This window comes from Streptomyces roseoviridis, assembly GCF_039535235.1.
In the GTDB taxonomy this organism is placed as follows: domain Bacteria; phylum Actinomycetota; class Actinomycetes; order Streptomycetales; family Streptomycetaceae; genus Streptomyces; species Streptomyces roseoviridis.
The window spans coordinates 5,055,009-5,069,924 of sequence record NZ_BAAAWU010000001.1 but is presented as its reverse complement, the minus strand read 5'-3'; the positions used below and the strand labels follow the sequence as shown (position 1 = coordinate 5,069,924).

Sequence of the window (14,916 nt, the reverse complement as noted above, 5' to 3'; positions counted from 1 at the left end):
CCCAGGTGGCTCCCGAGTACCAGGGCGGCGCTACAACGACCGCTCCCTACGCGGTGCCAACACCCGGCGCCGTCGCTGAGGACGTCGCGGCGGCCGTGGGTGGAGCGGCCGTGACTGCCTCGCGGTCGGGCGCGAGCGGGTCGGTCACCGTGCCGGACTCCTCGTCGAAGAGCCCCTGCGCCAGCCTGGTCACCGCAGCGGGGACCGGCGGCGCCAGGTCGGCCACAGCTCGGAGACCGGACAGGACGTCGTCGGGTCGCACGGCAGGTGTCACGTGCCGAACAACCAGCCGCAGTATCGCACAGGCGCTGTCCAGCGGCCTATCACCCTGGGGATCGCCCGGGGCGGGGGCCGCGGTCAGCTCCACGACGGCACCGCGGGTGTCGAAGGTGCGCAGACCGTTCTTGGTCTTGCGCTGTACTTCCACGCTCTCGGCCGCGAGAAACGCGTCGACGGCCTTCCGCGCGTCCTCGGCGTCGACGCCGTCGAGCCGCAGCTCCCACACGGAGGCGGTGAGCCGGTCGGCGAGGCCGGAGGTCCGGGCCTCGACGGCGTCGATGATGTCGAGGCCGTTCGGCATGGACTCGTCGAGCAGGACCCGCAGGGTCTCCGGGTCGCGGTTCTCGGTGAGGGCGATCTCGAGGTACTCGGCCTCGGATCCCGTACCCGTCGGGGCGGCGTTGGCGTACGACACCTTGGGGTGCGGGGTGAACCCCGCCGAGTACGCCATGGGCACCTCGGCACGGCGCAGCGCACGCTCGAAGGCGCGCTGGAAGTCTCGATGGCTGGTGAACCGGAGGCGGCCGCGCTTGGTGTAGCGCAGTCGGATGCGCTGCACCGCCGGTGCGGGCGGCGGGCCTTCGGGCTGTCGCTTGCCCAGTGGTTCTTCTCCTCGGTGCGGGGCGGGCGCGGGTGGCGCGCCGCCCTCGAAATGCGGGTGTGCCCTGGGGGGGCCCGCCCGGTTCACCCCCGCGTCTGCGGGGTGATCTCGGGCGCGGGCGCCGCGCCGGGGACGTTCGTTGTACTACCCAGAGTACGCGCCCGGGCCACCTGACGTTCCCCGGGCCGGTTCGCCGCCGTCTCCCCGACCAGCGCGCGCCAGCTGTCGAGCCGGGCCCGGCGGACGGCGTCACGGGCGGAGGCGAGCGCGGTCCGGGCCGCCTGCCGCCCCTCCGCGAGGGCCTTGCGGGCGGGGGCCCAGACGGCGTCGCGGACCCAGTGGCCGACCGGGGTGCACACCTGGCGGTAGACCCAGGCGGCGGGGCGTACGAACAGGTGACGGGCGACCCAGGCGGCGGGGCGCACGAGCAGGTGACGGACCAGCCAGGCGAGACCGCGACCGACCGCCCGGGAGAGGAAGCCGGCGGTGCGCCAGCAGACGGCGAGGGCGTCACGGACCTCACGGCCGGCCGGGCGAAGGACGCGCCGCCACAGCCACACGGCCGGACGGGCGATCCCGTACGTGACGAGCGGCACGATCCCGTACCGCCAGGGCCACACCAACAGCACCGTGAAGAGCGCCCGCGCGACGGTCAGCAGTCCGCGGCCCAGCCATCCGGCACCGGCCGCGATCCCGCGCCCGAGCCCGCCGAGCACCCGGGCCAGGGCGCGCGCCGAACGCACGAGCGCCCACCCGATCGCCCGCCCCACCGGAGCCAGGACCGACCGGTACAGCCAGACGGCGGGGGCGGCGATCCCGTAGCGGGCGACGGGCACGAGCACGTGACGCCACAGGGCGGCGAAGGGCCGGGCGAGCCCCTTGCCGAGCAGCGCGGCCCCGGCCGAGAGCCCGCGCCACAGGCCGGCGAGCATCCAGGAGAGCCCGCGCCAGAGCCATCCCAGACCGGCGCCCAGCTGCCCGAGGCCCCAGGCAAGACCGCGCCACAGCCCGCCGAACACCCACGCGAGGCCCCGCCACACACCGCCGAACATCCACGCCAGGCCGTGCCACACACCACCGAAGACCCACGCCAGGCCCCGCCACAGACCGCCGAACGTCCAGGCGATGCCGTGTCCGACGGCGCGGGCGGCCCGGGTCAGGGCTCGGCCCGTCGGGGCCAGGATCCGCTCGTACACCCAGACGGCCGGGCGCTTCACCGTGTGGCGCCAGAGCCAGGCGAGGCCCCGGCCGGCCGGGCGCAGCAGAGCGCGGTCGAGGAGACGGCCGCTGGCTCGGAGGGCGTCCCAGGCCATGCGGACCGGGAGGACGAGGACCAGCACGACGAACCTGACCGGGATGCGGATCAGGGCGTGCGGGGCGGGCGGGACCGGCGCCGGGTTTTCCGTGCTCATGTCCCACAGGACGCCGACGGCCCGGCGGAGGGTTCACCCTCCGCCGGGCCGTCGCACGATCGTCGCGCCGGTACCGCTACTTGTTCACGACCGACAACGGGAGCAGCTTCTTGCCCGTCGGACCGATCTGGATGTGCGTGTCCATCTGAGGACAGACGCCGCAGTCGAAGCACGGCGTCCAGCGGCAGTCCTCGACCTCGGTCTCGTCGAGCGCGTCCTGCCAGTCCTCCCAGAGCCAGTCCTTGTCGAGACCGGAGTCCAGGTGGTCCCAGGGCAGGACCTCCTCGTAGGTGCGTTCGCGGGTGGTGTACCAGGCGACGTCCACGCCGAACTCGGGGAGGGTCTTCTCGGCGCAGGCCATCCAGCGGTCGTACGAGAAGTGCTCGCGCCAGCCGTCGAAGCGGCCGCCGTCCTCGTAGACCGCGCGGATCACGGCGCCGACGCGGCGGTCACCGCGGGAGAGCAGGCCCTCGACGATGCCCGGCTTGCCGTCGTGGTAGCGGAAGCCGATGGAGCGGCCGTACTTCTTGTCGCCGCGGATCTTGTCCCGGAGCTTCTCCAGGCGGGCGTCCGTCTCCTCGGCCGACAGCTGCGGGGCCCACTGGAAGGGGGTGTGCGGCTTGGGGACGAAGCCGCCGATGGAGACGGTGCAGCGGATGTCGTTCTGCCCGGAGACCTTGCGGCCCTCGGCGATCACGTTCATCGCCATGTCGGCGATCTGGAGGACGTCCTCGTCGGTCTCCGTCGGCAGGCCGCACATGAAGTACAGCTTCACCTGGCGCCAGCCGTTGCCGTACGCGGTGGAGACGGTCCGGATCAGGTCCTCCTCCGAGACCATCTTGTTGATGACCTTGCGCATGCGCTCGGAGCCGCCCTCGGGGGCGAAGGTGAGTCCGGAGCGGCGGCCGTTGCGGGTGAGCTCGTTCGCGAGGTCGACGTTGAAGGCGTCCACGCGGGTCGACGGCAGCGAGAGGCCGACCTTGTCGTCCTCGTAGCGGTCGGCGAGGCCCTTGGCGATGTCGCCGATCTCGGAGTGGTCCGCGGAGGACAGGGACAGCAGGCCGACCTCCTCGAAGCCGGTCGCCTTGAGGCCCTTCTCCACCATTTCGCCGATGCCGGTGATGCTTCGCTCCCGCACGGGGCGCGTGATCATGCCGGCCTGGCAGAAGCGGCAGCCGCGGGTGCAGCCGCGGAAGATCTCGACGGACATCCGCTCGTGGACGGTCTCGGCGAGCGGGACGAGCGGCTGCTTGGGGTAGGGCCACTCGTCGAGGTCCATGACGGTGTGCTTGGAGACGCGCCACGGCACACCGGACCGGTTGGGGACGACGCGGCCGATGCGGCCGTCCGGCAGGTACTCGACGTCGTAGAACGCCGGGATGTAGACCGAGCCGGTCTTCGCGAGGCGCAGGAGGACCTCCTCGCGGCCGCCGGGCCGGCCCTCGGCCTTCCACTGGCGGATGATCTCGGTCATGTCGAGCACGGCCTGCTCGCCGTCGCCGATGATCGCCGCGTCGATGAAGTCCGCGATGGGCTCGGGGTTGAAGGCGGCGTGGCCGCCGGCGAGCACGATCGGGTGGTCGACGGTCCGGTCCTTCGACTCCAGCGGGATGCCCGCCAGGTCCAGCGCCGTGAGCATGTTCGTGTAGCCGAGCTCGGTGGAGAAGGAGAGCCCGAACACGTCGAAGGCGCCGACGGGGCGGTGGGAGTCCACGGTGAACTGCGGCACGTTGTGCTCGCGCATCAGCTCCTCGAGGTCCGGCCACACGCTGTAGGTGCGCTCGGCGAGGACGCCCTCGCGCTCGTTCAGTACCTCGTAGAGGATCATGACGCCCTGGTTGGGCAGGCCGACCTCGTACGCGTCGGGGTACATGAGCGCCCAGCGGACGTCGCAGCTGTCCCACGGCTTGACCGTGGAGTTCAGCTCTCCACCGACGTACTGAATCGGCTTCTGCACGTGCGGGAGCAGAGCTTCGAGCTGCGGGAAGACAGACTCGGCAGCAGACATCTCGAACCTTCGTGAGCTGGCAGGGGGCGACTCTCAAGCGTACCCCGGTGCTCAGTGGCTCAGCGCCGCCCGGATGTCCGGGGCCGAGGCCCGCTCCCACAGCTCCGGCAGCTCGCGCTGCCTGGCCTCGCCCGCCGCCGCCTCGCGGCCGTAGAGAACGCCCCAGGTGAAGGCGGACTCGCCGGCCGCGTGGGCCCGGACGGCGAGCTCGCGCAGGGCCTCGCGGGTGACCACGCTGTCCTGGTGGTCGCCGAGGCAGGACTGGACGGCCTTGACCCTCCGGGTGAACCGCTTGGCGGGTTTGCCGAGGGTGGGGCGGGCGGCCTCGCCGGCGTAGCGGGCGCGTTTGGCGGCCTTGCGGGCCTCGTGCAGGGCGAGGTCGCGGTCGGGTCCCGGGTCGAGGGCGAGGGCGCGGTCGATCCTGTGGGAGAGGCGGTCGAAGTCCTTGCGGACGGCGCGGGCGAGGACCTCGGCCGCGTCGTGGCCGGCCGCCTTGCGCAGCGGCGGGTCCGCGAGGAGTGCGGCGAGGCGGTCGAGGAGGGCCAGGTGGCGTTCGGAGTCCAGCGCGGCGAGCGCCGTGCGCCGGGCCGCCTCGGCGCGGCTGGTGCCGCGGATGCGCAGCCGGGCGTGGACGGGGCCGAGGCGGAGGGTGTCGGGGAGGGCGTCGAGCCGGGCGGCGAGCCGCTCCTGGAGGACCTCCTCGTCGCGGGCCACGCCGAGCTCGCCGGCCAGCCACTTCAGCTCCTCGCCGATCGGGTCGGTGACGGCCCGGTCGAGCACCTTGCGGAAGGTCTTGAGGGCGCTGCGGAGCCGTCGGGTGGCGACCCGCATCTTGTGGACGGCGTCGGGGAGGTCGCGGCGGACGGCGGGGTCGTAGGCGACGATGGCGTCGGTCTGTTCCCGTACGTACGCGAGGACGGCGGCGCCCGCGGTGCCGGCGGCGGGGCCCGGGGCGGGCGAGGGGCCGCCGCCGGTCTCCGCGAGGGCGCGGGCCAGCTTGGAGGGCGAGTCGGCGGGGCGGACGCCCGCCTTCTTCAGGTGTTTCTCGACGGCGTCGAGGACCGCCGGGTCGGCGTCGTCGGCGAGTTCGACCTCGATCTCGGTCCAGGCCGCCTTCCCGCCGCCCGCGAGCCGTTCGGCGCGGACGGTGTCCAGGGAGAACTCGGCGAGCAGGGTGCCGTCCTCGTCGAGGAGGTGGCGGACGTCGCGGCTGCTGTGGAGGCGGACGACGGGGGCGACGTCGTCGTGCCGGACGCGGGAGCGCAGGAGGCCCGCCAGGGAGTCCGGCAGCGTCCGGGAGAGCGGGGCTCTGATCTCGTCGCGGACGCCGGGGGCCACCGGGAGCTTCAGGTGCCAGCCGGCGTCCGAGCCGCCGGTGCGCCGGCGCAGGGTGAGGGAGTCGGCGGCGAGCCGCAGGTCGGGCGTGTCGTAGTAGACGGCGTCGAGTTCCATGACGCCTTCGTCGCGGACGGCGGCCACGCCCCGGATCCCGGTGAGGTCCGGGACGGTGGACGGGTCGGCGGCCTCGTACTTCCGCTCGATCTCGCGCTTGGTGTCCTCCATGCATCGAATCTAGACGTGATGCGGGCCGGGTGGGAGGGGATCAGGCCGTCATCGGCCGTTGCACCCGGATGGACTGCAGGAGTCCGATCGCCACCCACACGGCGAACATCGACGAACCGCCGTAGGACACGAACGGCAGTGGCAGGCCGGCGACCGGCATGATGCCGAGGGTCATGCCGATGTTCTCGAAGGACTGGAAGGCGAACCAGGCGATGATGCCGCCGGCCACGATCGTGCCGTACAGCTCGGTCGTCTCGCGGGCGATGCGGCAGGCACGCCACAGGATGACGCCGAGGAGGACGAGGATGAGCGTGCCGCCGACGAAGCCGAGTTCCTCGCCGGCGACGGTGAAGATGAAGTCGGTCTGCTGTTCGGGCACGAACTGGCCGCTGGTCTGGTGGCCGTTGAAGAGGCCGGCGCCGTAGAGGCCGCCGGAGCCGATGGCGATGCGGGCCTGGTTGGTGTTGTAGCCGACGCCGGCCGGGTCGAGCTCGGGGTTGGCGAAGGCGGCGAAGCGGTTGATCTGGTACTCGTCGAGCATGCCGAGGGCGGTGACCAGGACGGCTCCGAGGACGCCGGCGCCGATCAGGCCGATGACCCAGCGGTTGGAGGCGCCGGAGGTGAGCAGGACGCCGAGCACGATGACGGCCATGACCATGACGGAGCCGAGGTCCGGCATCAGCATGACGATGCCCATGGGGAGGGCGGCGAGGAGGAGCGCCTTGGCGACGGTGCGGTGGTCGGGGTGGATCTGGTCGCCCGCGTCGACCTTCGCCGCGAGCAGCATCGCCATGATCAGGATGATGGTGATCTTGACGAACTCGCTGGGCTGGAGCGAGAAGCCGCCGCCGATGACGATCCACGCGTGGGCGCCGTTGATGGTGGCGCCGAGCGGGGTGAGGACGGCGAGGATCAGCAGCAGCGAGATGCCGTAGAGGACCGGCACGGCGCCGCGCAGGGTGCGGTGGCCGAGCCAGATGGTGCCGATCATCAGGGCGAGCCCGATGCCGGTGTTCAGGACGTGCCGGAACAGGAAGTAGTACGGGTCGCCCTGGTTGAGCTCGGTGCGGCCCCGCGTGGCGGACCACACGAGCAGCGCGCCGAGCAGCGACAGGGCGAGCGAGGACAGCAGGATCGGCCAGTCGAGCCGGCGCAGCACGGAGTCGCGGGCGGTGAGCCGGGCGAGCGGCCCGCGCTCGGGTGCGTAGCGGGAGACGGAGAAGCCGTGGGGGGCGGTCATCGGGTCAGTCCCTCAGGTACGGGGGCGGGCCCGCGAGCGGCGGCACGACGCCGCCCTCGGCGGGGTCGACGAGCTGCGACTTCGGGTCGTACGGCTTGACCTCGGGCGCGTCGATGGTGCCGTCGGGGTTGACCTTCGGCAGGGTCTGCTGCGGCTGGGGCAGCAGGGCCCGCTTGAGGTCCTGCTTGCCGGCGTCGTCGAGTCCGTACAGGGCGTCGTAGATGTTGCGCACGGCGGGTCCGGAGGCGCCGGAGCCGGTGCCGCCCTGGGAGATGGTCATGACGATGGTGAAGTCCCTGGTGTAGGTCGCCAGCCAGGACGTCGTCTGCTTGCCGTAGACCTGGGCGGTGCCGGTCTTGGCGTGCATCGGGATCTTGTCCTGGGGCCAGCCGCCGAACCGCCAGGCGGCGGTGCCGCCGGGTTCGACGACGGACCGCAGGCCCTTGTCGAGGTCCTTGATGGTCTGGGCGTCGACCGGCAGCCGGCCGTGTGCCGTGGGCTTGATCTCGCGGATCCGCTTGCCGTCGGGGCTGATCACGGCCTTGCCGACGGTGGGGTTGTAGAGGGTGCCGCCGTTGCTGATGGCCGCGTAGGCGGTGGCCAGCTGGACGGGGGTGATGAGGACGTCGCCCTGGCCGATCGCGAAGTTGATGCTGTCGAAGGCCTTGAGCTGGTTGCCTTCGAGGCAGCTCTCGTAGGCGATCTGCTCGACGTAGCTGCCGCCCTTCTTGCCCTGCTTGCACCAGGAGTCCTTGTTGGCCTCCCAGAAGCTCTGCTTCCACTGGCGGTCCGGGATGCGGCCGGTGACCTCGTTGGGCAGGTCGATGCCGGTCTCGCTGCCGAAGCCGAAGTCGCGGGCGGTCCGGTAGAACCAGTCCTTGGCGTCCTTCTTCGGCTTGAGGCCGCCGTCGCGCTGCCATTCCTGGTGGCCGAGGCGGTAGAAGACGGTGTTGCAGGAGTACTTGAGGGCGTCGCCGAGGGTGATGGGGCCGTGGCCCTTGGACTCGAAGTTGGCGAAGCTGCGGTTGCCCATGCTGTACGAGGCGCTGCAGAGGTACTTGTCGTTGAAGTCGTTGCCGGCGCGCACGGCGGCGCTGGCGGACACGACCTTGAAGACGGAGCCGGCGGGCGCCTGGCCCTGGATGGCCCGGTTGAGCAGCGGGTAGTTGGAGTCCTTGCTGGTGAGGGCGGCGTAGTCCTTGGCGGCGATGCCGCCGACCCAGGCGTTGGGGTCGTAGTCGGGCTGGGAGGCCATGGCGACGACCCGGCCGGTCCTGGACTCCATGACGACGACGGCGCCGGCGTCGGCCTCGTACGGGCGGCCGGTGATCTTGTCGGTCTCGCCGCGGACGGTCTTCATGGCCTGGTGGAGCTCGTACTCGGCGACGGCCTGGACGCGGGCGTCGATGCTGGTGACGAGGGTGGAGCCGGGCACGCCGGGGTCGGACTTGGTCTGGCCCATGACGCGGCCGAGGTTGTCGACCTCGTAGCGGGTGACGCCGGCCTTGCCGCGCAGCTCCTTGTCGTAGGTGCGTTCGATGCCGGAGCGGCCGACCTGGTCGGAGCGGAGGAACGGCGAGTCGGTGTCCTTGGCCTTCTCGATCTCCTCGTCGGTGACGGGCGAGAGGTAGCCGAGGACCTGTGCGGTGCGGGCCTTGCCGGGGGCCGGGTAGCGGCGTACGGCGGCGAGTTCGGCGGTGATGCCGGGGAAGTCCTCGGACGCCTCACGGATCGTCAGGGCCTGCTGGGTGGTGGCCTTGTCGGTGACCGGGATCGGCTGGAAGGGGGAGCCGTTCCAGCAGGGCTTGGGGGTCTGGGAGTCGCAGAGCCGGATCTTGTTCATGACGTCCTGGGGCTTCATGCCCAGGACGCCGGCGAGGCGGGTGAGGACGGCCTTGCCGTCGTCCTTCATCTTCATCAGCTCGGTGCGCGAGGCGGAGACCACGAGGCGGGTCTCGTTGTCGGCGAGCGGGACGCCGCGGGCGTCGAGGATGGAGCCGCGCACGGCGGGCTGGACGACCTGCTGGACGTGGTTGTTCTTGGCCTCGTCGGTGTACTCCTTGCCCTGGCGGATCTGGAGGTACCAGAGGCGCCCGCCGAGGGTGAAGAGCAGGGAGAAGACCAGGATCTGGATGACGACGAGCCGGATCTGGACCCTGGGGGTCCGTCCGGTCTCCGGGATGTTGCTCATGCTGCCGCTGCCCCCTCGGTCACAGTCGCTTGACTCCCTTGATGCGTCCGGCGCGTGAGGCGCGGCTTCGGGCGGCCTTGATGCGCAGGCCGCTGCGCTGGGTGCCGATCCTCAGGCCGGTGCCGGAGGAGAGCCAGCCGGACGCGACGTCGGCTCCGTTCGCGCCGGCCTCGGCGAGCGGGTCGTTCTCGGCGCGCCGGGCGATGGCCATGATCAGCGGCACGGTGAACGGCGCGAGGAGCAGGTCGTACAGGACGGCGGTGAAGAGCAGGAAGCCGAGGCCGACGTGGCGGGCGGCGGTGTCGCCGACGAGGGCGCCGACCCCGGCGTACAGCAGGGTGGAGCCGACGGCGGCGACGGCGACCACGGCCATGGGGCCGGCGGCGGACTTGAGCCGGCCGTTCTCGGGGCGGGCGAGGCCGACGAGGTAGCCGACGACGCAGAGCACGAGGGCGTAGCGGCCGGCGGCGTGGTCGGCGGGCGGGGCGAGGTCGGCGAGCAGGCCGGCGCTGAAGCCGACGAGGGCGCCGGTGACGTGCCCGTGGACGAGCGCGAGGGCGACCACGGTGAGCAGGACGAGGTCGGGGACGGCGCCGGGGAGCTGGAGGCGGGCGAGGACGGAGACCTGGACGACGAGGGCGACGAGGATCAGCGCGGCCGACAGCAGGATGCGGTTGAACTTCACGGTGTCTGCTCCCCCTGGTCCTGCTGCGGGTCCTGCGGGTTCTGCGGGTTCGCCTGCGGGTCCTGCGGGTCGGTCTGCTGGTCCGGCTGGGCCTGCTGGGTCTGCTCGCCGGGCTTCAGGGCGGGCTGGTCGCCCTGCTGCTGTGCCTGGCCCTGCTGCTGGTTCTGCGGCTGGTTCTGGTTCTGCGGGTTCTGGCCGGGCTGCTGCCCGTCCGGGGGCGGCGGGGTGACCGTGACGGTGACGGTCGGGGCCGGCTTGGGCTTCGGCGGCAGGACGGTGTCGCGCGGGTCGGTGCGCGGGGCCTGGACGACGACGCCGACGATGTCGAGCTTGCTGAAGCCGACGTACGGGCGGACGTAGACGTTGCGGGTCAGGCCGCCGCCCAGGGGGTCGACGCGGACGACCTCGCCGACCGGGACGCCGGGGACGAAGGGCTTGGCGCCGTGCGAGCCGAAGGTGACGAGCCGGTCGCCGGGCTTGACCTTGGCCTTGCCGTTGAGGAGCTGGACGAGCAGCGGGCCGTTGCCCTGGCCGGTGGCGAAGCCGAGCTCGGCGGTCTTCTCCAGGCGGGTGCCGACGGTGAAGTCGGGGTCGTTGGCGAGCAGCACGGTCGACGTGGAGGGGCCGACGGTGGTGACCCGGCCGACGAGCCCGGCGCCGTTGAGGACGGTCATGTCGCGCCGGATGCCGTCGCGGGCCCCGGCGTCGATGGTGACGGTCCAGGAGAAGCCCTGGGCGGCTCCTATGGCGATGACCTGGGCGCCCTTGATGCCGTACTGCCCGGCGCCGGCGGTCTTCAGCAGCGTGTCGAGCTCGCGCAGCCGGCTGCGGTTGCGGTCGTCGCTGCCCAGCTTGGCCTTGAGGGCGGCGTTCTCCTGCTCCAGGGCGGCGATCCGGTTGTGCCGCTCACCGGAGTCGCGGACCGCTCCTATCGCGTTGCCGATCGGGTCGACCGCCGAGGCGACTCCGTTCTCGACGGGGCCGAAGACGGCGGCCGCGGCCTGCCGGGCACCGTCGACCGGTGACTCCTGGCCTCCTCGGATGTCCACCGTGATCAGTGCGAACGCGATGGCGACCAGCAGTACCAGGAGCAGCCGGCTCTCTCGTGTGTCCCTCACGTGCGGCGGCCGTGCCTTTCCTCGTTCGATACGGGCCCCCGGGCCGGGGCCCGGGGGTGATGGAGTTGTGGGGTGACGCGGTCGTACGCGCCCGCCGGACGGGTCAGCGTCGCGGCTGGGCGTCGAGCACCTGCTGGAGCGCCTCGAACTCCTCGACGCACTTGCCGGATCCGAGCGCCACCGAGTCCAGCGGGTCCTCGGCGATGTGGATCGGCATGCCGGTCTCGCGGCGGAGTCGTTCGTCGAGGCCGCGGAGCAGGGCGCCGCCACCCGTGAGAACGATGCCGCGGTCCATGACGTCACCGGAGAGCTCCGGCGGGCACTTGTCGAGGGTGGTCTTCACGGCGTCGACGATGGCGTTGACCGGCTCCTCGATGGCCTTGCGGACCTCGGCGGCGGAGATGACCACGGTCTTGGGCAGGCCCGAGACGAGGTCGCGGCCGCGGATCTCGGTGTGCTCGTCCTGGTCGAGGTCGTAGGCGGAGCCGATGGTGATCTTGATCTGTTCGGCGGTGCGCTCGCCGAGGAGGAGCGAGTACTCCTTCTTGACGTGCTGGATGATCGCGTTGTCGAGCTCGTCGCCGGCCACCCGGATGGACTGTGCCGTGACGATTCCGCCGAGGGAGATGACGGCCACCTCGGTGGTGCCGCCGCCGATGTCGACGACCATGTTGCCGGTGGCCTCGTGGACCGGGAGGCCCGAGCCGATGGCGGCGGCCATGGGCTCCTCGATGATGTGCACCTGGCGGGCGCCGGCCTGGGTCGACGCCTCGATGACGGCGCGGCGCTCGACTCCGGTGATGCCGGAGGGGACGCAGACGACGACCCGGGGGCGGGCCAGGTAGCGACGCTTGTGGATCTTGAGGATGAAGTAGCGGAGCATCCGCTCGGTGATCTCGAAGTCGGCGATCACGCCGTCCTTGAGCGGGCGGACGGCGACGATGTTGCCGGGGGTCCGGCCGATCATCTTCTTCGCCTCCGAACCGACCGCGAGGATGCCGCCGGTGTTGGTGTTGATCGCGACGACGGACGGCTCGTTCAGAACGATGCCTCGACCCCTGACGTACACCAGCGTGTTGGCGGTCCCGAGGTCGACAGCCATGTCACGGCCGATGAACGACATTGAGTTCCCCTTGTTTCCCATGAGGATGCGTCGGGCCTTCCCTAGCGGAGCGTTGACGGCTTCTCAGGTCGGCGAGGTGGTGTCCGAGAGTGGTGCGGCGTGGAGTTTCCCCATCGTAGTGCCGCCCGCACGGATACCGCGCGGCGGACCACCCCGGTCCACCTCTGTATAGGTGACGGAATGATGCGGCGATCCGTTCCCGGGTTCCGCGTTCATATGCCTGGGGGCGACCGAAATTCCTTCGGTCGCCCCAGGGGGTGGCGCTGATCGGCTGACGTGGGGTCAGACCAGGCCGGGGAAGAAAATCTTCAGCTCCCGAATGGCCGACTCCTCGGAGTCCGAGGCGTGGATCAGGTTCTCGCGGACGATGGTGCCGTAGTCGCCGCGGATGGAGCCGGGGGCGGCGGCGATCGGGTCGGTCGGGCCGGCGAGCGTGCGCAGGCCCTCGATGACCCGCTCGCCCTCGACGACGAGCGCGACGACCGGGCCGGAGGCCATGAAGCCCATCAGCGGCTCGTAGAACGGCTTGCCCTTGTGCTCGCCGTAGTGCTGCTCCAGCGTCTCCTGGTCCAGCTCGCGCATCTCCAGGGCCGCGATGGTCCAGCCGGCCTTGCGCTCGATACGGCCGATGATCTCGCCGATCAGGCCACGGCGGACGGCATCGGGCTTGAGCAGGACGAGCGTGCGCTGGCTCACGGGGGAACTCCTTCAGACAACGGTGTGCGGGCCTTTGAGGCTACAGGGCCCGCACCGGGCATTATCACGCAGCGTCAGGCCCTGCGGAGCCCTCCGAGGCGGCCCAGCCGGCCTTGATCTCGTCGATCTTCCGGCCGTAGTGCACCGAGGCCCACCAGAGCACCGCGAACAGCGCGCCCAGGAAGAACATCACCGGCACCACGAAGCCGCTGGCGACCAGACCGAGCTGCAGCGCCCAGCCGAGCTGCACACCCCCCGGACGGGTGATCATCCCGCACAGCAGCACCGACAGGACCATGGCGATCCCACAGACCGTCCACACCGTCGACATCGCCAGGGAGTCGTCCTTCATGGCGACGAGCCCGGCGAAGCCGATCACGAAGAACTCGCCGATCAGCGTCGAGGAACACAGCACCCGCATGGCTCAGCCCCGCTTCAGCAGCAGTCGGGCGTCGCCGACCGTGAAGATCGAACCGGTGACGAGGACGCCCGCGCCCGCGTACTCGTCCTCTTCCTCGGCGAGCGTGATCGCCGCCTCGATGGCGTCGTCGAGCCGCGGCTCGACGACCACCCGGTCCTCGCCGAAGACCTCGACCGCGATGGCGGCGAGCGCGTCGACGTCGGTGGCCCGGGGGTTGGAGTTCGCCGTGATCACGACCTCGGCGAAGATCGGCTCGAAAGCCTCCAGGAGACCCTTGGCGTCCTTGTCGGCGCTGGTGGAGACCACGCCGATCAGCCGCGAGAAGCCGAAGGACTCGGTGATGCCCTCGGCCGTCGCTCGCGCGCCGTGGGGATTGTGCGCCGCGTCCAGGATCACCGTCGGCGAGGAGCGCACGACCTCCAGGCGGCCCGGCGAGGCCACCTGGGCGAACGCGCGGCGGACCGTGTCCACGTCCAGGGTGCGGGCGTGCTGCGCGCCGATGCCGAAGAACGCCTCGACGGCGGCGAGCGCCACGGCCGCGTTGTGCGCCTGGTGCGCCCCGTAGAGAGGAAGGAACACGTTGTCGTACTCGCCGCCGAGGCCGCGCAGGGTCAGCAGCTGTCCGCCGACCGCGACCTCGCGCGAGACGACCCCGAACTCCATGCCCTCGCGGGCCACCGTCGCGTCCACGTCGACGGCCTTCTTCAGGAGCACCTGCGCCGCGTCCACCGGCTGCTGGGCCAGGATGACGGTCGCGCCCTCCTTGATGATCCCGGACTTCTCCCCGGCGATCGCGGCGGTCGTCTCGCCGAGCCGGTCGGTGTGGTCCAGGTCGATCGGGGTGACGACGGCGACGGAGGCGTCGATGACGTTGGTGGCGTCCCAGGTGCCGCCCATGCCGACCTCGACGACGGCCGCGTCGACCGGGGCGTCGGCGAAGGCCGCGTACGCCATCCCGGTGAGCACCTCGAAGAAGGAGAGCCGGTACTCCTCGCGGGCGTCGACCAGCTCCACGTACGGCTTCACGTCCTGGTACGTCTCGACGAAACGCTCCGGGTCGATCGGGGCGCCGTCCAGGCTGATCCGCTCGGTGATGGTCTGCACGTGCGGCGAGGTGTACCGCCCGGTGCGCAGGTCGAAGGCGCCGAGCAGGGCCTCGATCATGCGGGCCGTCGACGTCTTGCCGTTGGTGCCGGTGATGTGGATCGAGGGATAGGCGCGCTGCGGCTCGCCCAGCACGTCCATCAGGGCCGCGATCCGCTTGACCGAGGGCTCCAGCTTGGTCTCGCCCCAGCGGGTCGACAGCTCGGTCTCGACCTCGCGCAGCGCCTTGTCGACCTCGGGGTCGGCGGGACGCGAGGGCACCGGATCGCCCTGCGGCGGGCCGGCCATCGCGCGCAGGGTGCGACTGCCGGCCTCGATCACCGCCAGGTCCGGGTCGCGGTTCGTCTCGGCGTCGACGATGTCGTCGAACTGGTCGCTCGGGTCGCTCGGCTCACTCACGCCCCCAGTCTACGGAGGCGCGCCGACAGGACCGCGGACCCACCCCATTCGGGACTTTCCCGGACGGCTCGCGGTG

Annotated in this window: 12 protein-coding genes; all 12 read right to left on the bottom strand. The window is 71.6% G+C overall.

The genetic code is table 11. The features are described from left to right. Positions 1-46 precede the first annotated feature (46 nt). A complete protein-coding gene (locus tag ABD954_RS22900; protein ID WP_345488333.1) occupies positions 47-838 on the bottom strand; it encodes a TIGR03936 family radical SAM-associated protein in 792 nt (263 codons plus the stop codon). A gap of 125 nt (positions 839-963) precedes the next feature. After that, positions 964-2,292 (bottom strand): hypothetical protein, encoded by a 1,329-nt coding sequence (locus ABD954_RS22895; protein WP_345488331.1) that lies wholly within the window; start codon positions 2,290-2,292, stop codon positions 964-966. Between the two features lie 76 nt (positions 2,293-2,368). Further along, the gene (locus tag ABD954_RS22890; protein WP_345488329.1) at positions 2,369-4,300 is read right to left on the bottom strand and encodes a TIGR03960 family B12-binding radical SAM protein; all 1,932 of its coding nucleotides are present in this window, start codon (positions 4,298-4,300) and stop codon (positions 2,369-2,371) included. A gap of 51 nt (positions 4,301-4,351) precedes the next feature. Then, the gene (locus tag ABD954_RS22885; RefSeq protein ID WP_345488328.1) at positions 4,352-5,863 is read right to left on the bottom strand and encodes a CYTH and CHAD domain-containing protein; all 1,512 of its coding nucleotides are present in this window, start codon (positions 5,861-5,863) and stop codon (positions 4,352-4,354) included. 40 nt (positions 5,864-5,903) lie between these two features. Continuing rightward, positions 5,904-7,103: a rod shape-determining protein RodA gene (gene rodA, locus ABD954_RS22880; protein ID WP_345488326.1), complete on the bottom strand. Its 1,200-nt coding sequence runs from the start codon at positions 7,101-7,103 to the stop codon at positions 5,904-5,906. Positions 7,104-7,107: 4 nt separating this feature from the next. Then, positions 7,108-9,294, bottom strand: a complete 2,187-nt coding sequence (mrdA, locus tag ABD954_RS22875) for a penicillin-binding protein 2 (RefSeq protein WP_345488324.1) — start codon at positions 9,292-9,294, stop codon at positions 7,108-7,110. 19 nt (positions 9,295-9,313) lie between these two features. Continuing rightward, complete coding sequence (gene mreD / locus ABD954_RS22870; protein WP_345488322.1) at positions 9,314-9,979, bottom strand: rod shape-determining protein MreD; 666 nt, start codon at positions 9,977-9,979, stop codon at positions 9,314-9,316. Then, positions 9,976-11,097 (bottom strand): rod shape-determining protein MreC, encoded by a 1,122-nt coding sequence (mreC, locus tag ABD954_RS22865; RefSeq protein WP_345488320.1) that lies wholly within the window; start codon positions 11,095-11,097, stop codon positions 9,976-9,978. Before mreC ends, mreD begins: the two co-directional genes overlap by 4 nt. A gap of 103 nt (positions 11,098-11,200) precedes the next feature. Next, the gene (locus ABD954_RS22860; protein WP_345488318.1) at positions 11,201-12,220 is read right to left on the bottom strand and encodes a rod shape-determining protein; all 1,020 of its coding nucleotides are present in this window, start codon (positions 12,218-12,220) and stop codon (positions 11,201-11,203) included. A 282-nt stretch (positions 12,221-12,502) separates the two neighbouring features. Continuing rightward, positions 12,503-12,916 carry a nucleoside-diphosphate kinase gene (ndk, locus tag ABD954_RS22855; RefSeq protein WP_345488316.1) on the bottom strand — a complete coding sequence of 138 codons (414 nt, stop codon included), beginning with the start codon at positions 12,914-12,916 and terminating at the stop codon, positions 12,503-12,505. 64 nt (positions 12,917-12,980) lie between these two features. Next, the gene (locus ABD954_RS22850) at positions 12,981-13,337 is read right to left on the bottom strand and encodes a DUF4233 domain-containing protein (RefSeq protein WP_345488314.1); all 357 of its coding nucleotides are present in this window, start codon (positions 13,335-13,337) and stop codon (positions 12,981-12,983) included. Positions 13,338-13,340: 3 nt separating this feature from the next. Beyond that, on the bottom strand, positions 13,341-14,840 hold the full coding sequence (gene folC / locus ABD954_RS22845; protein WP_345488312.1) for a bifunctional tetrahydrofolate synthase/dihydrofolate synthase: 1,500 nt from the start codon (positions 14,838-14,840) through the stop codon (positions 13,341-13,343). Positions 14,841-14,916 lie beyond the last annotated feature (76 nt).

Excerpts from the sequence above, each read along its gene's own strand:
- ABD954_RS22895 (WP_345488331.1), bottom strand. The coding sequence starts at position 2,292 with ATGAGCACGGAAAACCCGGCGCCGGTCCCGCCCGCCCCGCACGCCCTG.
- ABD954_RS22890 (WP_345488329.1), bottom strand. The coding sequence starts at position 4,300 with ATGTCTGCTGCCGAGTCTGTCTTCCCGCAGCTCGAAGCTCTGCTCCCG.
- ABD954_RS22885 (WP_345488328.1), bottom strand. The coding sequence starts at position 5,863 with ATGGAGGACACCAAGCGCGAGATCGAGCGGAAGTACGAGGCCGCCGAC.
- rodA (WP_345488326.1), bottom strand. The coding sequence starts at position 7,103 with ATGACCGCCCCCCACGGCTTCTCCGTCTCCCGCTACGCACCCGAGCGC.
- mrdA (WP_345488324.1), bottom strand. The coding sequence starts at position 9,294 with ATGAGCAACATCCCGGAGACCGGACGGACCCCCAGGGTCCAGATCCGG.
- ABD954_RS22860 (WP_345488318.1), bottom strand. The coding sequence starts at position 12,220 with ATGTCGTTCATCGGCCGTGACATGGCTGTCGACCTCGGGACCGCCAAC.
- ABD954_RS22850 (WP_345488314.1), bottom strand. The coding sequence starts at position 13,337 with ATGCGGGTGCTGTGTTCCTCGACGCTGATCGGCGAGTTCTTCGTGATC.